Origin of the sequence: Achromobacter anxifer (genome assembly GCF_903652925.1) — a bacterium.
In the GTDB taxonomy this organism is placed as follows: Bacteria; Pseudomonadota; Gammaproteobacteria; order Burkholderiales; family Burkholderiaceae_B; genus Achromobacter; species Achromobacter anxifer.
Window position 1 is genome coordinate 1 of the sequence record NZ_CAHLAR010000024.1, and the last position, 20188, is coordinate 20188.

16 protein-coding genes are annotated in these 20188 nt (G+C 67.9%); 7 read left to right on the forward strand and 9 right to left on the reverse strand.

Annotated elements, in window-relative coordinates:
- The 5 genes from HWY37_RS34190 to HWY37_RS34210 all read left to right on the forward strand — a co-directional run.
- On the forward strand, window positions 1-790 hold a 790-nt coding region (locus HWY37_RS34190; RefSeq protein WP_246302481.1), incomplete at its 5' end, for a Tim44 domain-containing protein.
- A 174-nt stretch (window positions 791-964) separates the two neighbouring features.
- The gene (locus tag HWY37_RS34195; protein WP_176090888.1) at window positions 965-1603 is read left to right on the forward strand and encodes a ubiquinone biosynthesis accessory factor UbiJ; all 639 of its coding nucleotides are present in this window, start codon (window positions 965-967) and stop codon (window positions 1601-1603) included.
- 3 nt (window positions 1604-1606) lie between these two features.
- The gene (ubiB, locus tag HWY37_RS34200) at window positions 1607-3160 is read left to right on the forward strand and encodes a ubiquinone biosynthesis regulatory protein kinase UbiB (RefSeq protein WP_175211696.1); all 1554 of its coding nucleotides are present in this window, start codon (window positions 1607-1609) and stop codon (window positions 3158-3160) included.
- A gap of 185 nt (window positions 3161-3345) precedes the next feature.
- Entirely contained in the window at window positions 3346-4224 is an 879-nt protein-coding gene (locus HWY37_RS34205; RefSeq protein WP_176090889.1) for a ferritin-like domain-containing protein, read from the forward strand.
- 22 nt (window positions 4225-4246) lie between these two features.
- Window positions 4247-4735, forward strand: coding sequence for an adenylyltransferase/cytidyltransferase family protein (locus tag HWY37_RS34210; RefSeq protein WP_176090890.1), 489 nt, complete (start codon window positions 4247-4249; stop codon window positions 4733-4735).
- A 20-nt stretch (window positions 4736-4755) separates the two neighbouring features.
- Here the strand turns inward: HWY37_RS34210 and HWY37_RS34215 are convergent, their stop codons facing one another.
- The 6 genes from HWY37_RS34215 to HWY37_RS34240 form a co-directional block, all read right to left on the reverse strand.
- Window positions 4756-6087 (reverse strand): TolC family outer membrane protein, encoded by a 1332-nt coding sequence (locus tag HWY37_RS34215; protein ID WP_176090891.1) that lies wholly within the window; start codon window positions 6085-6087, stop codon window positions 4756-4758.
- 79 nt (window positions 6088-6166) lie between these two features.
- Window positions 6167-6847, reverse strand: a complete 681-nt coding sequence (locus tag HWY37_RS34220) for a protein-L-isoaspartate O-methyltransferase family protein (protein WP_175211688.1) — start codon at window positions 6845-6847, stop codon at window positions 6167-6169.
- A 101-nt stretch (window positions 6848-6948) separates the two neighbouring features.
- A complete protein-coding gene (thiD, locus tag HWY37_RS34225; RefSeq protein ID WP_176090892.1) occupies window positions 6949-7791 on the reverse strand; it encodes a bifunctional hydroxymethylpyrimidine kinase/phosphomethylpyrimidine kinase in 843 nt (280 codons plus the stop codon).
- Window positions 7788-8591 (reverse strand): thiazole synthase, encoded by an 804-nt coding sequence (locus HWY37_RS34230; RefSeq protein ID WP_175211684.1) that lies wholly within the window; start codon window positions 8589-8591, stop codon window positions 7788-7790. The genes thiD and HWY37_RS34230 overlap by 4 nt, the downstream gene beginning before the upstream one ends.
- Before the next feature lie 224 nt (window positions 8592-8815).
- On the reverse strand, window positions 8816-9790 hold the full coding sequence (locus HWY37_RS34235; protein ID WP_176090893.1) for a cobalamin-binding protein: 975 nt from the start codon (window positions 9788-9790) through the stop codon (window positions 8816-8818).
- 54 nt (window positions 9791-9844) lie between these two features.
- Window positions 9845-11878, reverse strand: coding sequence for a TonB-dependent receptor (locus tag HWY37_RS34240; RefSeq protein ID WP_176090894.1), 2034 nt, complete (start codon window positions 11876-11878; stop codon window positions 9845-9847).
- 440 nt (window positions 11879-12318) lie between these two features.
- On the opposite strand from HWY37_RS34240, the gene metH reads away from it, so the two are divergent.
- On the forward strand, window positions 12319-16092 hold the full coding sequence (gene metH / locus HWY37_RS34245) for a methionine synthase (RefSeq protein WP_176090895.1): 3774 nt from the start codon (window positions 12319-12321) through the stop codon (window positions 16090-16092).
- Window positions 16093-16143: 51 nt separating this feature from the next.
- Here the strand turns inward: metH and iaaH are convergent, their stop codons facing one another.
- Both iaaH and HWY37_RS34255 read right to left on the reverse strand, forming a co-directional pair.
- The gene (gene iaaH, locus HWY37_RS34250; protein WP_176090896.1) at window positions 16144-17610 is read right to left on the reverse strand and encodes an indoleacetamide hydrolase; all 1467 of its coding nucleotides are present in this window, start codon (window positions 17608-17610) and stop codon (window positions 16144-16146) included.
- Between the two features lie 93 nt (window positions 17611-17703).
- Window positions 17704-18474: a class I SAM-dependent methyltransferase gene (locus HWY37_RS34255; protein ID WP_176090897.1), complete on the reverse strand. Its 771-nt coding sequence runs from the start codon at window positions 18472-18474 to the stop codon at window positions 17704-17706.
- A 115-nt stretch (window positions 18475-18589) separates the two neighbouring features.
- Between HWY37_RS34255 and HWY37_RS34260 the strand changes: the two genes are divergently transcribed.
- Window positions 18590-19411, forward strand: coding sequence for a helix-turn-helix transcriptional regulator (locus tag HWY37_RS34260; protein ID WP_175211329.1), 822 nt, complete (start codon window positions 18590-18592; stop codon window positions 19409-19411).
- A gap of 16 nt (window positions 19412-19427) precedes the next feature.
- Here HWY37_RS34260 and HWY37_RS34265 read toward each other — a convergent pair whose 3' ends face one another.
- Window positions 19428-20105, reverse strand: a complete 678-nt coding sequence (locus HWY37_RS34265) for a GntR family transcriptional regulator (RefSeq protein ID WP_175211327.1) — start codon at window positions 20103-20105, stop codon at window positions 19428-19430.
- Window positions 20106-20188: the final 83 nt, after the last annotated feature.

Consider the following 20188-nt stretch of genomic DNA (forward strand, 5'->3'; position numbering starts at 1 on the left):
GGCCACGGCCGGCGCCGCCACCGCGGGCGCCGCCGCCAAGAGCGGCGCTTCGCGCTGGCTCGGCCCCATCGCCGGCATCGCCGCCGGCCTGGGTATCGCCGCGCTGCTCTCCAGCATGGGCCTGTCCGGCGCTTTCGCCGAATTCCTGTCGTCCGCGCTGCTGATCGGCCTGGTCGTCTTCGCCATCATGTTCATCGTCCGCCGCCTGCGCGGCGCCGCGCCCCGCACCGCCACGCAGGGCGCGTTCGGCGGCAACAACGCTCCGGGCCAGCAGCCGCAACAGCAACAGCAGCCCATGTGGCGCGAAGCGCTGAAGCCGGCTCCCGCTGCTCCGGCAGCGGCTCCGGTCGCCGCCGCCGCGGCTCCGGCCGTGTTGCCCAAGGCTGGCGACGACAACAACTGGTTCGTGCCGGGCGACTTCGACACGCCCAACTTCCTGAAGCAGGCCAAGGATCAGTTCGTGCGCATCCAGGCCGTCTGGGATAGCGGCAGCACCGACGGTCTGCGCGAATTCCTGACCGATGACCTGATCACCGAACTCAAGCCGCAACTGGCCGAGCGCGGCGCGGCGCCCAACAAGACCGAAGTGGTGCTGTTGAACGCCGAGCTGCTGGGCATCGAAACGGTGTCCGACGGCCACCTGGCCAGCGTGCGCTTCTCGGGCATGCTGCGCGAAGCGCCGGGCACCGAGGCGTTCCGCTTCGAAGAAGTCTGGAACCTGTTCAAGCCGGCCAACGGCGGTTGGCTGCTGGCAGGCATCCAGCAGATCCCGGTGGATCTCGCCAGCTGAGTCTGGTTGGCCCAGCCTCCGTTGCGGGTGCCGCAAGGCATCCGTTTGAACCGGCCCTACATGGGCCGGTTTTTCCATGTGCTTGCGCAAAACACCCTTCCATCTAACCCGTTAAACTCCCGAATTGCCCATTAACTTCCGCAACCCCGGCAACCGGGACCGTTGCAGACCGTCATGCTGCCTTTTCCGTTCCTGCCCACCCCCTCGCGATTGGCTGTAAGCGCGCTCAACGCCCTGTTGCGGCGCGAGGATTGGGCGCGCGACCGCCTTGCCCGGCATGCCGGCAAAACGGTGCGTTTCGCGCTGGGCGGCTTCGCCCTGGGGCTGACCATAGACAGCGAAGGCCTGGCGGCCCAGGCCGATGCGGCCGTGGTGCCCGACGTGACCCTGACGGTCGCGCCTGAAAAGCTGCCGCTGCCGCGCCTGGGCGCGGGGCGCGAGACGCCCGATTTCGCCGAGGCGACCCATATCTCGGGCGACGCGGCGCTGGCGCAAGTGGTGGCGGACCTGTCCAAGCAGCTGCGCTGGGACCCGGAAGACGCGCTGGCCCGCGTGGTGGGCGACATCGCAGCGCTGCGCATCGTGGGCGGCGCCCGCGCGGCGGCCGGCGGCGTGCGCACCTCCAGCCTGCGCCTGGCCGAGAACGTGTCCGAATACCTGTCCGAGGAAAGCGGCATGCTGGCGGGCCGCCCGGCGCTGGAGCAATGGCGCCTGGACCTGGCCGAACTGAATGCCCGCGCCGATGCGCTGGCCCGTTCGGCGGCCGCGCTGCAAACCCGTCTGGCATCCGCCAGCGCAAAGCGGGGCGCCTGATACATGTTTCCCTTGCTGCGCCTCTTCCGCATCATTCTGGTTTCGTTGCGCTATGGCCTGGATGAGCTGGTGCTCTCCAGCCTGAACCATCCACTGGCCACCTGCCTGCTGCGCGTCATCCGCCTGGGCACGCGGCCGCGCAAGCCGCGCGGCTTGAGGCTGCGCCTGGCATTGGAATCGCTGGGCCCCATCTTCGTGAAGTTCGGGCAGGTGCTATCCACCCGCCGCGACCTGATCCCGGCCGACATCGCCAACGAACTGGCGCTGCTGCAGGACCGCGTGCCGCCGTTCCCTTCGGCGCAGGCCGCGGCCTGCATCGAAGCGGCGCTGGGCGCGCCGCCCGAGAAGCTGTTCGCGCAGTTCGAGGTGGATCCGGTGGCCTCTGCCTCGATCGCGCAGGTGCACTTCGCCGTGCTGCACGACGGCCGCGAGGTCGCGGTGAAGGTGCTGCGTCCGGGCATGCTCAGCATCATCGAGAAGGACCTGTCGCTGCTGAAGGTGGTGGCGCGCATCATCGAGCGCCTGGGCGCCGATGGCCGGCGCCTGAAGCCGCGCGAGGTGGTGGCCGAGTTCGACAAGTACCTGCACGACGAGCTGGACCTGGTGCGCGAAGCGTCCAACTGCAGCCAGCTGCGCCGTAATTTCGGCCCCGAGTCCGGCCGCGGCGACATGCTGATCGTGCCCGAAGTGATCTGGGAATACACGGCGTCCACGGTCTTCACCATGCAGCGCATGTACGGCATGCCGGTAGGCCAGGTGGAACGCATGCGCGAGGCGGGCATCGACATCCCGACCCTGGCGCGCACCGGCGTGGAGATCTTCTTCACGCAGGTCTTCACCGACGGCTTCTTCCACGCCGACATGCACCCGGGCAACATCTACGTGTCGGACCGCCCCGAAACGCTGGGCAGCTACATCGCGCTGGACTTCGGCATCGTGGGTTCGCTGTCCGAGTTCGACAAGAATTACCTGGCGCAGAACTTCCTGGCCTTTTTCCACCGCGATTACCGCCGCGTGGCGCAGCTGCATATCGAGTCGGGCTGGGTGCCCGCCGATACGCGCGAAGAAGAGCTGGAGGGCGCCGTGCGCGCCGTCTGCGAACCGTACTTTGACCGGCCATTGTCCGAGATTTCGCTGGGCCAGGTGCTGTTGCGCCTGTTCCAGACCTCGCGCCGGTTCAACGTGGAGATCCAGCCGCAGCTGGTCCTGTTGCAGAAGACCCTGCTGAACGTTGAAGGATTGGGCCGCCAGCTCGATCCCAACCTGGATCTCTGGAAGACTGCCAAGCCCTACCTGGAACGCTGGATGCGCCAGCGCGTCGGGTTCAAGGGCTTGCGCCAAAGCCTGGAAAAGGAAGCCGCGCAGTGGTCGCAAATGCTGCCCGCTTTACCCAGGCTGGTCCATGACCACCTGAGCCGTCCCAATGTCTCGCCAGCCTTGCTGACAGAGATGATCCAGTTGCGGCGGGCCCAGGAACAGAACAACCGGCTGGTTGCAGCGCTGGTTGGGGTGGCGGCTGCCGCCATCGGGGTCGCGATATGGGCCTTGACTCGGTAGGCGGCGCGATGATCTAGACGGTATCTGTCATGTTTCATTCATGAAACGGTCATCATAGCTTCGCGGGACACGGCGAAAAATAGCGCTGCGGCGGAAGAATGCAGCGTCCTCGCCTGTAAGGCGCGCGCCATTCATAAATCTCTATATCTATAGCCCCACTAGCGGGACCTATACAAGGGCAAACCATGCTTTATCCTGAACTCTTCAAGACCATGGAAGCCGTGCGCTGGAACATGGCGCATGACATTCCCTGGGGCGACTTCGATCGCAGCAAGCTCTCGGACGAGCAGGCCCACACGATCAAGATGAACGCCATCACGGAATGGGCCGCCTTGCCGGCCACCGAGATGTTCCTGCGCGACAATCGCGGCGACAGCGATTTCTGCGCGTTCATGTCGGTGTGGTTCTTTGAAGAGCAGAAGCATTCGCTGGTGCTGATCGAATACCTGCGCCGCTTCCGTCCGGACCTGGTGCCCACCGAGGAAGAACTGCACAACGTGCGCTTCGAGTTCGACGCCGCGCCCGAGCTGGAAACCCTGATGCTGCATTTCTGCGGCGAGATCCGCCTGAACCACTGGTACCGCCGCGCCGCCGAATGGCACACGGAACCGGTCATCAAGGCCATCTACAAGACCGTGGCGCAGGACGAGGCGCGCCACGCCGGCGCTTATCTGCAATACATGCGCCGCGCGCTGCACGACCGCGGCCAGGACACGAGCGAGCAGGCCCGCCTGGCTTTCTCCAAGATCGGCGTGCTGATGGCCTCGGCCGGCCGCACGCAGCAGGCCCTGCACCCGACCAACTTGCACGTGAACAAGGACCTGTTCCCCAACGACACGGTGCAGTCGCGCCTGCCGGAGCCGGGTTGGCTGGAGCACTGGCTGGACACGCAGATCCGCTTCGATGGCGTGTGGGAACAGAAGGTCGCCACCCGCATCCTGCACATCCTGTCCAAGCTGATGGACCGCAGCTTCGAAACGGTGAAGGACCTGAACCGCTACCGCAAGGAAATGACGGCCCTGATCGTGCCCAAGGAAAAGCAGATCGTCCTGGCGGGCGCCTGAGGCGGGGCGATACAATCGCCGCATGCCTGCCGCCCGTTTCGAATCCAAGGTCCTGTCCCGCGACGAATGCGTCGCCGCCGTCGCCGCCGGCCGCTATCCGCGGCCGCTGGTGTTCACCAACGGCGTCTTCGACATCCTGCACCGGGGCCACGCGACCTACCTGGACCAGGCCGCCCAGCTGGGCGCGACCCTGGTGGTGGCGGTCAACACCGACGAGTCGGTGCGCCGCCTGGGCAAGGGCGCGGAGCGCCCGCTGAACCGCATGGAAGACCGCGCCGCCCTGCTGGCGGCGCTGGGCTTCGTGACTGTGGTCACGTCGTTCCATGAAGACACGCCCGAAGCCCTGATCGGCCAGTTGCAGCCCGACCTGATCGTCAAGGGCGGCGACTACGACATGGAAAAGCTGCCCGAGACCGCCCTGGTCAAGACCTGGGGCGGCCGCGCCGTCGCCATTCCATTTGAATTCGAGCGCTCCACCACCGCGCTCGTGAAGAAGATCCAGAGCGCCTAGCCGGCGCTCCGGTCGCCGCTTCAGCGCGCGTCGCGCAGCAGGCGGTTGATCGCTTCCAGGTCCGCTTCGGCCAGGATGCCGCTGGTGGCCTTCAGGCGCAGGCTGGCGAGAACGGTGCTGTAGCGCGCCAGCGCCAGGTCGCGCTGGGTCGCATACAGCTGCTGCTGCGCGTTGAGCACGTCCAGGTTGATGCGCACGCCGACCTCGTAGCCGGTGCGGTTGGCTTCGACCGCGGCGCGGCTGGATTTTTCGCCGGCCTCCAGCGCCTGGATGCGGGCCAGGCCGCTGGTCACGCCGGTGTAGTACTGGCGCGCGGACTGCACCGCCTGGCGGCGCGCCGCCTCGTAGTCGTGGCGCGCCTTCTGTTCCAGCTGGACCTTTTCCGTCACTTGCGACGAGACGCCGCCGCCCGCGTACAGCGGAATCGACAGCACCACGCCGATCGTGTTGTCGATGGGCTTGCCCGGCGCGGCGTTGCGCATGACGGCGTCGCTGGCGCTGCCGCTGGTGGCGCGCAGGTTCAGGGTGGGGTAGTGGCCGCTCTTGGCGATCTGGATCTCGCGTCCCGCGATGCGGGTCAGCAACTGCGCGCGCAGCACGTCCAGGCTGGATGCCTCGGCCTGGTTGCTCCAGTCGGCCACGCGCGCGGGCTGCGGCGATGGCAGTTGCACGCCGTAGGGCAGTTCGGCCAGCGCGCCGGGCGGCGAGCCGATGATCTTGGCCAGTTCGTCGCGGCGCACGTCCAGGTCGTTCTGCAGGCGCAGTTCCTGCGCCACCACCAGGTCGTAGCGCGCCTGCGCCTCGTAGGTGTCGGTGATGGTGGCGTTGCCCAGCTCGAAATTGCGCTTGGCGGACTCCAGCTGCCCGGCCACGGCGGCCTTCTCGGCCTCGGTGGCGGTCAGCGTGTCCTGGGCATAGAGCACGTTGAAGTAGGCGTCGGCGACGCGCAGCAGCAGGTCCTGGTAGGCCTGCTGCAACTGCACCTCGACGTCCGCGACGATCAGCTTGGATTGCTCGAAGTTCTGCCAGCGGCCCCAGTCGAACAGCGGCTGGGTCAGGGACAGATCCCAGACGCCCCGGCCGCCGCTGTAGGCCACGCCCAGGCCGCGGGTGCTGCGGGTTTCCTGGTAGGCGCCGCCGGCCTGGCCGGTGATCAGGGGCAGGAGCAGGGAGCGGGCCTGCGGTTCCTTTTCGAGGCCGGCGCGGTAGTTGGCGCGCGCGGCGGCATAGATGGGGTCATTGCCCAGCGCGGATTGCCAGACCTGGATCAGGTTCTGCGCGCGGACGGGCGCGGGGCCGACGCTCGCGGCGCAGGTAAAAACCAGTAAAGCCGTTAGCAATCGGAAACGCATGGTGGTCAACGATACGCCGGGCCGCCCGGGGCGCGGCGGCCCCGTCAGGAGGGCTGGCGCCCGGCGGCAGGGTTGGGGATCAGAACTTGAACTGGGAGACCGCGACGCCGCGCAGCGGCTTGATGACGGTTTCGAACAGGTTCACCGTTTCGAAGCTGGCCGCGGTGGTGCGGGTGATGCGACAGGCCGTCATGACGGGCGCCTGGCCCACGACCACGACCAGGCGGCCGCCCACGCGCAGCTGGTACTTCAGCGCATCGGGGACGGTCGGCACGGAACCCGTGACGAGGATGGCGTCGTATTCGGTGGAGCCCCAGCCGTTGCGGGCGTCGCCGGTTTCGACCTTGACGTTGGTGACGTTGTTCATCTGCAGGTTCTGCTGCGCGAACGTCACCAGGCGGCTGTCGATCTCGACCGAGGTGACCTGTTGCGCCAGGTAGCCCAGCAGCGCGGCCTGGTAGCCGGAGCCGGTGCCGATTTCCAGCACGCAGTCGGACTTGGTCAGCAGCAGCTCTTGCGCCAGGCGGGCTTCCACCTTGGGCGCCAGCATGTTCTGGCGGGTGTTGACCGCGTTGATTTCAAGCGGCAGTTCCAGGTCGGAAAACGCCAGCGCGCGCAGGGCCGGCGGAACGAATTGTTCGCGGCGCACATCGAACAGCGCTTGCAGCACGTTGGCGTCCAGAACGTCCCAGGGGCGGATCTGCTGTTCCACCATGTTGAAGCGGGCTTGTTCTACGTCGGGCAGGGTCGAAGCGTTCATGACGGTCAGAAAAAACAGAGGAATCAACTGACCATTGTACCGATTCGTAGCGTACTGTGACGCCCGGCCCCGCCGACAGATGTTTCAGGCGCCGTGTCCGGCTACCACCAGGCGTGGAAGTGGTGCACCGGGCCGTGGCCCGAGCCCACCGACAGGCGCTCGGCGTGGCGGATGGCTTCCGTCAGGTAGGCCTTGGCGCGGCGCGCGGCCTCGGGCACGTCCCCGGTTTGCGGCAGCAGCGCGGCCAGCGCCGCCGACAGGGTGCAGCCGGTGCCGTGGGTGTTGGCGGTCTCGATGCGGTGGCCGGGCAGCTCGATCATGCGGTCGCCGTCGTGCAGCAGGTCGATGGTGTCGTTGCCGGGCAGGTGGCCGCCCTTGACCAGCACCCAGCGCTCGCCCGAATGCGCCAGCTTGTTGCGCAGGCGTTCGGCCACGCGCCGCATTTCCTTGACGGTCTCCACCGGGCGCTCTTCCAGCAGCACGCCGGCCTCGGGCAGGTTGGGCGTCAACAGGGTGGCCTGGGGCAGCATGGCCTCGCGCATGGCGCCCACGGCGTCGCGCTCCAGCAGCAGGTCGCCGCTCTTGGCCACCATGACCGGGTCCAGCACCACGTGGGCCGGGGCCCACTTGGCGAGTTTTTCGGCCACCACCTGGATCACCGGCTGCTGGCCCAGCATGCCGATCTTGACCGCGTCGATGCGCACGTCCGCGAACAGGGTGTCGATCTGCTGGCCGACAAAGGCCGGCGGAACCGCCGAAATGCCGGTGACGCCCTGGGTGTTCTGCGCGGTCAGCGCGGCGATCACGGCGCAGCCGTAGGCGCCCAGCGCGCTCATGGCCTTGACGTCGGCCAGGATGCCGGCGCCGCCGGACGGGTCGACGCCGGCGATGGTCAGCGCGTTGGGGATGGGGCGGCCGCTGGCGGCCTGCTGGCGGCTGCTCATTTGGGGGCGCCTGCCGTGATCAGGCCTTCGGTGGGCGAGCTGGGGGCGCCGCTGTACAGCTTCTTGGGCATGCGTCCGGCCAGGAAGGCCTCGCGGCCGGCTTCCACGCCCTTCTTCATGGCGCTGGCCATCAGGATGGGATCGCGCGCGCCGGCGATGGCCGTGTTCATCAGGACTGCGTCGCAGCCCAGTTCCATGGCGATGGCGGCGTCGGACGCGGTGCCCACGCCGGCGTCCACCACGATGGGCACGCGGGCCTGTTCGATGATCAGGCGCAGGTTCCAGGGGTTCAGGATGCCCATGCCCGAGCCGATCAGCGAGGCCAGCGGCATCACCGCGACGGCGCCCAGGTCTTCCAGCATGCGGCACTGGATGGGATCGTCGGTGCAATACACCATGACCTTGAAACCTTCGTCCACCAGCGTCTTGGTGGCCTTCAGGGTCTCGGGCATGTTGGGGAACAGGGTGTGCGGATCGCCCAGCACTTCCAGCTTCACCAGGTCGTGGCCGTCCAGCAGCTCGCGCGCCAGGCGCAGCGTGCGCACGGCGTCGTCGGCGCTGTAGCAGCCGGCGGTGTTGGGCAGCAGCGTGAATTTCGACGGCGGGACGTAGTCCAGCAGGTTCGGTTCGCCCGCGTTCTGGCCGATGTTGGTGCGGCGGATCGCGACGGTGACGATCTCGGTGCCGCTGGCGTCCAGCGCCTCGCGGGTCTGTTGAAAGTCCTTGTACTTGCCGGTGCCGACGAGCAGGCGCGACGAGTAGGCGCGGCCGGCGATGGTGAGGGTGTCTTGAGTGGTCATGGCGGAGGTTCAAAGAGCGGGTGCGCACGATGCGAGGCCCGCGGAGGCTGGCGATACGTTGGACGAATGATAAAGCACCGCGCCGCACGGCAGGAGCATGCGATGAAATGCGGCGTTCCACTATTTGCGGATCGTGCGGGCACGGGGGGAGGGGCTGTGCAATCTGCCCTGGTCGGGGCAACCGGTCCCGGCCGACGCTATCGGTTCAGCGCAACCGGCCCGGATCAGCGCAGCCGGTCCAGGTCCGCGCAGATCGCCTCGGCGGCGTCGATCAGGCGCGGACCCGGGCGGTACAGGGCGTCGGCGTCGACGCCGTACACATGCCCCTGCCGGGCGGCCGGAAGCCCCAGCGCCTGCCAGGCGGCCAGGTTGCGGGCGGCGTCCTCGGGGCGGGAAATGCCGGCCAGCACGGCCTCCGGGCGGGCCGCCAGCACGCTTTCCACGGTGACTTGCGGCGCCACCACGGGCGCCTGGCCGAAGACGTTGACGCCGCCGCACAGGCGCAGGGCATCGCTGACGATGCTGCTGTCGTTCAGGGTGTAGACGGGGTCCAGGCCCGCCTGCACGAAGACGCGCACCGGACGGCGGCCGGCGTAGCGCGCCGCCAGGGCGTCCAGGCGGGCGCGCAGGGCCTGGGCCGCGGGCCGCGCCTGCGCCTCGGTGCCGAACAGCACGCCCATGCGCTCGACCGCGTCGGGAATCGCGGCCAGGGTCGGCGGATCGCTGTAGAACACGGGCACGCCCAGCTTGTCCATCACGCGCGCCAGCGGCGCGGCGGCGGCGGGCTGCCACGCGATCAGCAGGTCGGGACGGACGGCGGCCACGCGCTCGGGGTCGGGCTGGATGCCGTCGCCGATCACGGGCAACTGGCGGGCCGCGGGCGGGTAGTCGCTGCCGCGGATGGTGGCGGCGAGGCGGTCGCCCGCGCCCGCGGCAAAGACCAGCTCGGTGGCGTGCGGGGCCAGGGTGACGGCGCGCCGGGCGGGCGCGGCCAGCGAAACCACGCGGCCCTGGTCATCGCGGACCTGGATGGCCGCGGTCGAAGCGGACGCCGGCGTAGCAGCCGGCGCCGGACTTGCGGCTGAACTTGCCTGGGAACTTGCCTCGGGACCTGCCGCCGCGCAAGCCGCGCCCAGCAGCGCGCCCAGGGCCAGGAACAGCCCCGGAACGATGCGAGGGTAGGCGCTTGCGTGGGTCATGCAGGAAGCCGATATAGCCAGGGGGGGAACGCCGACTATATCGGAATGCCGCGATCAGTAGCGCAGCGTGAGCGACGCGTAGAAGTTGCGGCCGGGGGCGGGGTACAGGCTGTAGTTGGCGACCGGGCCCAACGCATTGCCGCCGCGGATGCCGTAGCTGGCGTACTGGCGGTCGAAGATGTTGTTCACGCCGACGGCGCCTTCGATGTTGCGCGTGAACTTGTAGGCCAGCTTGGTGTTGAACAACACGTAGGCGTCCAGCTCCTTGCCGAACTGGTTGGCCTGGTCGTTGTCCATGCGCGACTTGCCCACGTATTGCGCTGCCACGTTCCACAGGAACGCGTCGGTGGGACGCCAGGTCACGCCGGCATTGGCCAGCCACTTGGGCGCCAGCGGCACGGTCTTGCCCGCCAGGTCCACGCCGGCGTAGGTGCCGGAGCGGAATTGCGCCTGCATCCAGGTCAGGTTCGCGTCCAGCGACACGCTGCTGGAGATGGCGGTGTGGCCTTCCAGTTCGATGCCTTGGCGGCGGGTCGGATCCAGGTTCGTGTTCGAGCCGGTGCCCGGGCCCCAGATGCCGTCGGCCAGCGGGTTGTACTGGATCTCGTTGGTCAGGTCATAGCGGAAGTACGACAGGCGGGCGCTGCTGCTGGCCGACTGCCAGGTCACGCCGATTTCCTTGTCGGTGGAAGTCTGCGGCGCCAGCGGGGTCTGCACCGACAGCAGTTCGTCGGCGTTGGGCAGGCGGAAGCTGCGGCCGACCTTGCCGTACACGCCGAAGCCGGCGGGCAGTTCCTGGCGCACGCCCAGCTGCCAGGCGGTCAGATGGTTGCTGCGGTCGGAGGCCGTGCCCGAGCCGGAGATCACTTCCAGGTCGTCGGATGCGTACTGGCGGCGCACGCCGGCCGTGAGGTAAGTGGTGTCGGTGGCGCGCACCTGGCCTTCGGCGAACAGGCCGTACTGGTGCTGGCGCGATTGCCACTTCGACGGCTGGAAGTCGTAGTAGGCGTTCTGGTTGGCCGTGGTCTTGGCCTCCTGGCCGTCGGCGCCGAAGACGATGCTGTGGCCGCCGTTGATCGGCAGGCGGTAGCGCACGCTGGCGATGTTCTCTTCCAGCTTCTGGTCGCGCAGGGTGTCGCCGAAGCCGTCGTACGACAGGCCGTTCAGCTTCTTTTCGCGGGTCGACAGGTCGGCGTACAGGGTGCCAGCGCCGATGGCCTGCTCGACCTGCAGGCCGAAGGTGGTGGTGGTGGTTTTGATGTAGTCGACGTCGTTCTTCGCGCCGCGCCGATCGTCCTCGTACTCGTTCACGCCCGTGGCCGGGTAGATCGTGCGCGGACCGGGCAGGTCCAGCTTCTGGGTGGTGGTGCGGCCGTACAGGCGGATCGAGCCGTCGTCGTGGCGGAAGGTGATGCCGCCGCCGCCGCCCTCGCGGCGCTCGCCGCTGTGGTCGCGGTAGCCGTCGCTGTGCAGCGACTGCATGTAGGCGTCGATGCCGACCTTTTCGTTGTTCATGGCCACGGCGGCGTCGTACTGGCGCAGGCCGTAGCTGCCGAAGGTGGCGGTGGCGCGCGCGCTCACCGGCTCCTTGGAGAAATCGGAGCGGGTGATGATGTTGATCACGCCGCCGGTGGTGCCGCCGCCGTATTGCACCGAGCCGCTGCCGCGCACGATTTCTATGCGTTCCACCTGATCCAGCGGCACCACGCCCAGGCTGGGGGCCGACAGGTCGTTGGTGTTCTGCTTGACGCCGTCGATCAGGATCAGCGTGTTGCTGGCGCCGGTGATGCCGAAACCGCGCAGGTCGACGATGGAGTTGTCGCTGGAGCTGCTGTTGTTGATCAGGTGGATGCCGGCCTGGGTCGACAGCAGGTCCTGCATGGTGCGGGCGCTAGCCGCGGCGATGTCTTCGGCGGTGATGACCGAGATGGACACGGGCAGCGTGCGGCCGTCGGTCGGCACGCGCTGGGCGGTAACGGTAATGGCGTCGAGCTGGGGAGTGGAGGAGTCGGCCTGCTGGGCGGCGGCGACGGCCGGAGCGGAACAGAGCAGGGCGCCGGCATAGCGGCGGATGGAGCGGATTTTCATCTACGGTGACCTCGATGCGACCCGCGACCCCGCAGGTCATTCACGATGGGGAGGAGATCCGGCCGCGGCGGGCCGGTGAGGGCCAGGCGGCAATGCGCGGACTTCCTTGCGATCGAACAGGCCGGTATCGGGCTGCCATGGGCGTTTCGCGCGCATGGGGACCGTTGCGGGGGCAGCACAGGCTGGAGCCAGGGGTGCCTGCGCCTTGTGGGGCGGCAGTCCTGGGGGAGTCTTCCTGTTTCCCGTTTACCTTTCGCGCGCGGCTGGCAAGTGTTGCGTTCTTGCCGGCCCTGTGCGCCGAAAGCACCGATTCGGGGCCGAACTGTATCACCGCGAGGCGGGGATAGGCCCATTTTGTTACGATCATGGCTTGTTTTTGCGGCGTTTTTCGCTTTTTAGCCACACTGCGCCGCCGTCGCCAACGCCATCCGGACCTGCCCGTGTCGTATCCCCGCCTGCCTTACCCGCCCGAAGCCTATACCCACGGCGGCGAATTCGCCCGCCTGCTGGGCAAGCGCATCCTGATCCTGGATGGCGCCATGGGCACCATGATCCAGCGCTACAAGCTGGGCGAAGCGGACTTCCGCGGCGAGCGTTTCGCTGGCCACGGCAAGGACGTGAAGGGCAACAATGAACTGCTGTCGCTGGTGCGTCCGGACGTGATCTCCGAGATCCACCGCCAGTACCTGGAAGCGGGCGCCGACGTCATCGAGACCAATACCTTCGGCGCCACCACCATCGCGCAGGGCGACTATGAGCTGCCGGAACTGGCCTACGAGCTGAACCTGGTGTCCGCGCGCCTGGCGCGCGAGGCCTGTGACGCCTACAGCACGCCCGAGCGGCCGCGCTTCGTGGCCGGCGCGCTGGGCCCGCAGCCGAAGACGGCGTCCATTTCGCCGGACGTGAACGATCCGGGCGCGCGCAACGTTACCTTCGAGGAACTGCGAGTCGCCTATGTCGAGCAGCTCAACGGCCTGCTGGACGGCGGCATCGACATCGTCCTGATCGAAACCATCTTCGACACCCTGAACGCCAAGGCGGCGATCTTCGCCACCGAGGAAGTGTTCGAGGCGCGCGGCGTGCGCCTGCCTGTCATGATCTCGGGCACCGTGACCGACGCGTCGGGCCGCATCCTGTCCGGCCAGACCGTGGAAGCCTTCTGGAACTCGGTGCGCCACGCGCGCCCCATCACCATCGGCCTGAACTGCGCGCTGGGCGCGGCGCTGATGCGCCCCTACGTGGCCGAACTGGCCCGCATCTGCGACACCTACGTCTGCGTCTATCCCAACGCCGGCCTGCCCAACCCCATGGCCGAGACCGGCTTCGACGAAACCCCGGCCGACACCTCCGCGCTGCTGGAAGAGTTCGCGCGGGCCGGCCTGGTGAACATGTCGGGCGGCTGTTGCGGCACCACGCCGGACCACATCCGCGAGATCGCGGCCAAGGTCATGTCGCTGACCCCGCGCGCCGTGCCGGACATTGCGGTGAAGACCCGCCTGTCGGGCCTGGAGCCGCTGAACATCGACGAAGACACGCTCTACGTCAACGTGGGCGAACGCACCAACGTGACGGGCAGCAAGATGTTCGCCCGCCTGATCCGCGAAGAGAAATACGACGAGGCGCTGGCCGTGGCCCGCCAGCAGGTCGAGAACGGCGCGCAGATCATCGACATCAACATGGACGAGGCGATGCTGGATTCGGTGGCCTGCATGCGCCGCTTCCTCAATCTGATCGCCTCCGAGCCCGACATCGCGCGCGTGCCGATCATGATCGACAGCTCCAAGTGGGAAGTCATCGAGGAAGGCCTGAAGTGCGTGCAGGGCAAGCCCGTGGTGAACTCGATCTCCATGAAGGAAGGGCTGGAGCCCTTCCGCCACCATGCGCGCCTGTGCCGCCGCTACGGCGCGGCCGTGGTGGTGATGGCGTTCGACGAGCTGGGCCAGGCCGACACGCTGGAGCGCCGCAAGGAAATCTGCGGCCGCGCCTACAAGATCCTGGTCGAGGAAGAAGGCTTCCCGCCCGAGGACATCATCTTCGATCCCAACGTCTTCGCGGTCGCGACCGGCATCGACGAGCACAACCATTACGCCGTCGACTTCATCGAAGGCACGCGCTGGATCCGCGAAAACCTGCCCTACGCCCGCATTTCCGGTGGCGTGTCCAACGTCAGCTTCTCGTTCCGCGGCAATGAGCCGATGCGCGAGGCCATCCATACGGTGTTCCTCTATTACGCCGTCAAGGAAGGCATGACGATGGGCATCGTCAACGCCGGCCAGCTGGGCGTGTACGCCGACCTGGATCCCAAGCTGCGCGACCTGGTCGAGGACGTGGTGCTGGACCGCGCCGAGCCCGTCGGCAAGACGGACGCCGACGACGAGCGCACGCCGACCGAACGCCTGGTGCAGTTCGCCGACAGCGTGAAGGGCTCGGGCGCCAAGAAGGAAGAAGACCTGACCTGGCGTAATGCCGAGGTCGAGGCGCGCCTGTCGCATGCGCTGGTGCATGGCATCACCGCCTTCATCGTCGAGGACACCGAGGAAGTGCGCCAGAAGATCGCCGCGCGCGGCGGCCGTCCGATCGAAGTGATCGAAGGCCCGCTGATGGACGGCATGAACGTGGTGGGCGACCTGTTCGGCGAAGGCAAGATGTTCCTGCCGCAGGTGGTGAAGTCGGCCCGCGTCATGAAGCAGGCCGTGGCCCACCTGGTTCCCTTCATCGAGGAAGAAAAGCGCCAGATCGCGGCCGCCGGCGGCGACGTGCGCGCCAAGGGCAAGATCGTCATCGCCACGGTCAAGGGCGACGTGCACGACATCGGCAAGAACATCGTGTCGGTGGTCCTGCAGTGCAATAACTTCGAAGTCGTGAACATGGGCGTGATGGTGCCCTGCGCCCAGATCCTGGAAAAGGCCAAGGAAGAGAACGCCGACATCGTCGGCCTGTCCGGCCTGATCACGCCCAGCCTGGAAGAAATGGCCTACGTGGCCAGCGAAATGCAGCGCGACGAGTACTTCCGCAGCCGCAAGCTGCCGCTGATGATCGGCGGCGCCACCACCAGCCGCGTGCACACCGCCGTGAAGATCGCGCCGAACTACGAAGGTCCGGTGATCTACGTGCCGGACGCCAGCCGCTCGGTGGGCGTGGCCACCAACCTGATGTCCGACCAGTCCGAGGCCTACCTGGCCGAACTGGCCGAGGAATACGAAGAGGTGCGCCGCCGCCACGCCAACCGCAAGGCCGCGCCCATCCTGCCGCTGGCGGAAGCGCGCGCCTCGCGCCCCGCGATCGACTGGGACAACTACACGCCGCCGCGCCCCAAGTTCATCGGCCGCCGCACGTTCAAGAGCTACGACCTGGCAGAGATCGCCAAGTACGTGGACTGGGGCCCGTTCTTCCAGACCTGGAGCCTGTTCGGCCCGTTCCCGGCCATCCTGGACGACAAGGTCGTGGGCGAGCAGGCGCGCAAGGTCTACGCCGACGGCCAGGCCATGATGAAGCGCATCATCGAAGGCCGCTGGCTCACCGCCAACGGCGTGGTGGGCTTCTATCCGGCCAACAGCATCAACGACGAGGACATCGAGGTCTACAAGGACGAGACCCGCAGCGAGGTGCTGTTCACCTACCGCAACCTGCGCCAGCAGGGCGCCAAGCGCGAAGGCGTCAGCAACAAGTGCCTGTCCGACTTCATCGCGCCCAAGTCCAGCGGCAAGCTGGACTACATCGGCATGTTCGCCGTCACGGCGGGCCTGGGCATCGAGAAGAAGGAAGCGGAATTCGAGAAGGCGCTGGACGACTACTCCAGCATCATGCTCAAGTCGCTGGCCGACCGCCTGGCCGAAGGCTTCGCCGAATGCCTGCATGCCCGTGTGCGCCAGGACCTGTGGGGCTACGCGCCCGACGAGGCCCTGTCCAACGACGACATGATCGCCGAGAAATACGTGGGCATCCGTCCCGCGCCCGGCTATCCGGCCTGCCCGGAACACGTCATCAAGACCGACATGTTCCGCGTGCTGGACGGCGCCGACATCGGCATGATGCTGACCGACAGCTACGCCATGTACCCGGCCTCCAGCGTGTCCGGCTTCTACTTCAGCCACCCGCAGTCGCAGTATTTCAATGTGGGCGTGATCGGCGAAGACCAGCTGCAGGACTACGCCGCCCGCAGCGGCCGCAGCATCGAGGATCTGAAGCGGACGCTGGCGCCCAATCTGGGCTGAGTTGCTCGCGTATGAAAAAGCCGGCCCTGGGGCCGGCTTTTTTTCTGCGTGCTAGCGCCGCGGACCCGCCAGGCGGCCCAGGACGGATTCCAGGGTCAGCCCGATCGCGAGGATCTTGCGGTCTTCGTCCGGCAGCCCGTCGATTTCCAGGCCCACCGGCAATCCTTGCGCCGACAGCCCCGCGGGCACGCTCAGCCCGGGCAGGCCGGCGTTGCTGCCGGGGTCGACGTTGCGTGCCAGGCGGCTGAAGTTCTCCAGGCTGCTGGCGTCCGGCGTCGCAGCCATGGGCAGGACGGGTGTGGTGGGGAACAGCAGGGCATCCAGCGTGTGGTCGCGGAAGGCGCGGCGGTACACCTCGATCAATTCGTCCCGATGCGTCGCCATCGCGCGTTCGTACAGGGGTTGCAGTTCCAGCACCTCGCCCGAGGGCAGGGGCAGCACGCCCGGCACGATCAGGCCATCGAAGATCGCCTTGACGTCGGGGCTGGAGATCTGTGCCACCACCTGGTCGAAGCTGACGCCCGTGCCGTAGCGGGCCAGGTAGTCCGTCAGGTCGCCTTTCTGTTCATGCAGGCAGACCGGCATGCCGACCGCGGCATTGCTGGCTTCCAGGCCCGGCATGTCCAGTTCCACCAGTTGCACGCCAGCTGCGCGCAGCCGGTCGAGCGCGGCGTCCATGACGTCCTGCACTTGCGGGTCCAGGTCCTTCCAGAAATAGCTGCACAGGCCCAGGCGCAGGCCGGCCGCGGGCAGGGCGCGCAGCGGTTCGCGGTCGTCCGCCAGCACCGCGTCCAGCAGCACGATGTCGTCCATGCTGTTGGCGATGGGCCCGGGCGTGTCGCGCGTGTGCGAGATGGGCGTGATGCCGGCGCCGTCATAGCGGCCCACCGAGGGCCGGAAGCCGACCGCGCCGTTCACCGCGGCGGGCAGGCGCACCGATGCGCCCGTGTCCGTGCCCAGGGCGGCCGGCGTCAGGCGCGCGCCCACCGCCGCGCCGCTGCCCGAGGACGAGCCGCCTGCGATCAGGCTGGGGTCGTAGGCATTGCGCGTGCCGACGCTGCGCGCGCCGGGGTAGGCGGTGTTGTAGCCCGACACCCCGAACGCCAATTCGTGCATATGGGTCTTGCCCACGATGACGGCCCCGGCCGCGCGCAGCCGTTGCACCACCGGCGCATCCTCGGCCGGGCGGAAATGCTTCAGTGCGGGCGTGCCCGCCGTATTGGGCAGGCCGGCGACGTGGATGTTGTCCTTGATGGCGATGGGCACGCCGGCCAACGGTAGCGCGGCTTGGCCTGCCTGGCCGCGGGCCGCGTCGCTGGCGCGGGCCTGGGCCAGCGCGCCGTCGCGGTCCACGGTGATGAAAGCGTTGAGGTCGCCGCGGGTGCCGATGCGGTCCAGGCAGGCTTCGGTCAACGCCAGGCTGGTGAGGCGCCCTTGCCGGATCAGGGCCGCGGCCTCGGTGACGGTCAGGTCGGGCAGGGACTTGGCGGACGGGGGCTGCTTGGACGTATCGGACATGACGCTTCCTTACCTGTGCGGATTCTGGTGAAGCCGTACCTATACAGGCAGGAGCGGGTGCTGTCGAGCAGGCCCCGCGGCAAGCCGGCGGAATCAGCCCGGCTTGCGCACCACGATGGTGGCCGTGTCGCTGGTGAAGGAGGCGTCTTCCTGCACCTCGAAATGCGTGCGCACCACGTCCGGCGCGATGCCGTACATGTGGCGCAGCGCCGCCACCAGCGTGTCCGGCGTGCGCATGCGCGTGACCCACGACTGGAATTCCAGCGGCAGGCGGCGCGGCGACAGGCCCTGCAAGGTGAAGCCAGCCTCGGTCAGCATGCGGGTCCACTCGGCGACCGAGTAGTCGCGCACATGCGAGGTGTCGCGCAGCACTTCGATGGTCTGCAGCCACGTGTCCAGCAGCGGCTCGCCCGGCGAGACCACGTCGGCGAACACGGCGATGCCGCCCGGCTTCAGCACGCGGAAGGCCTCGCGCAGGCCGCGGCCGGCGTCCTGCCAATGGTGGGTGGAATAGCGCGACATCACCAGGTCGAACTCGCCGTCGCCGAACGGCAGGTATTCGGCCTTGCCCTGACAGGTCGTCAGGTTGGCCAGCCCGCGCTTGGCGGCTTCGCCCGCCACCACGTCGAGCATCTGCTGCGACAAGTCGTAGGCGGTGACGTGCTTGACGTGGGGCGCCACATGGAAGCTGACGTGTCCGCCGCCACAGCCCAGGTCCAGCAAGCGGGCCGCGGGATGCTGCGCGGCGATGCCGGCCATCTGCAGCAGGTCTTCACCCTGGGCGTGTACGGCGCTGGTCAGATAGGCGGTCGCGCGCGGGCTGAACTGGCGGTCGACGGCTGCGTCATGCGTGCTGGAAGTCATGGGAATCCTTGGGTGGCTGGGGCCGCTCCGGATGCGGGGGAAAGGTGGAAGGGGCGGCCCAGGCGCTAAGATAGGCGGCTGTCCATACACGTACAAGCCCATTGCTGATCCTGGTATGAATACTGCCCCCCAGACCGCGGCCGCCGGCCACGAAGGCTCCCCCCTGCGCCGCCAGGCGCTGGGCGAATTCGTGCGCAGCGCCCGTTCCCGCATCACGCCCCAGATGGCCGGCCTGCCCGAAGGCATGCGCCGCCGCACCCCGGGGCTGCGGCGCGAAGAGGTCGCCCAGCTCTGCGGCATCAGCGTCACCTGGTACACCTGGATCGAACAGGGACGCGAAGTGTCGGTATCGCCCTCGGTCTGGTCGCGCATTGCCGGGGTGCTGCAACTGGCCCGGGCCGAACGCGCCTACCTGTTCGACCTGGCCGATTGCGCCGATCCGCAGCACGCCCGCGACGACGCCGGCGGCGCGCCCGGGCCCTTGCAGGAATGCGTGAACGCCATCAACGCTCCGGCCTATGTGCTGGACCGCGCCTGGAACGTGTTGGCCTGCAACGAACCGCTGCGCGACCTGTTCGACAACTGGCCGGCGCGCGACGCCGAACCCAATCTGCTGCGCTACATCTTCCTGGACCCCGCCGCGCGCGAGCTGGTGGTGGACTGGGACCAGCGCGCGCGCCGCGTGGTGGCGGAGTTCCGCGCCGACGCCGGCGCGCACCTGGATGAATCGGCGGTGCTGGCGTTGCTGGACTCGCTGAACCGGCAAAGCCCGGTCTTCGCGCATTGGTGGACGCGCCACGCCGTGGTGGAGCGCGAAGGCGGCCTGCGCGAATTCCAGCATCCGCGTCGCGGCAAGCTGGCGTATCAGCAGATCACGTTCCGGCTGGCGACCCACCCGGATTTGAAGCTGGTGATGTTGCTGGGTGGGGACGTCTAGCTGGGGCGCCTAGCGCTCACTTCACCAGGCCGTGTTCCGTGAGATAGCGGATCAGGAATTCGCCGTGGCCTTCGATGTCGCGTCGGATCTCGCGCACCAGGGCTTCGGCGTCGCCGGCCTCCAGGGCCGCGATGATGCCTTCATGCGGATGCCCGTCGGGCAGGACCGGGAAGGGCGGGGTGTAGAGGTAGGACAGGTACGAGGCCGTCTGTACCCACAGGTTCTCGATCATGAACAGCAGATGCGGCATCTGCGCGGCCGAGTACAGGGCGAAGTGGAAATCGAAGTTGCGCGCCAGCACCGGAGCCATCAACTGCTGCTTGCGGCTATCCATCAGGCTGGCATGGATGGCGCGCAATTCGGCGATCAGCGCCGGCGTTGCGTGGGGCAGGGCGCGGCGGGCCGCGAAGCATTCCAGTTCCAGCCGGATGCTGCGCAGTTCCTGCAGCTGGGCCACCGTCAATTCGGGCACCTTGACCGATTTGCCCGGGCTGAGCGTCAGGGCGCGTTCCGACACCAGCTGCAACAGGGCCTCGCGCACGGGCGTCTGGCTCACGCCCAGGCTATCGGTGATCGAGCGCAGGGTGATGGTGTCGCCGGGCCGCAGCTCACCCATCATGATTTTCTGCTTGATTTCACGATAGATGCGGGCGGTCATGTTCTCCCGCTGCATCGGCGCCAAATTGATGGTCATTCTGTATTCCTGGTCGGCCGGGCCGCGTGGGTCGGCGCGGGACCACCCGCGCATGGGTGATTTTACCGTCCCCGATTCTGCGG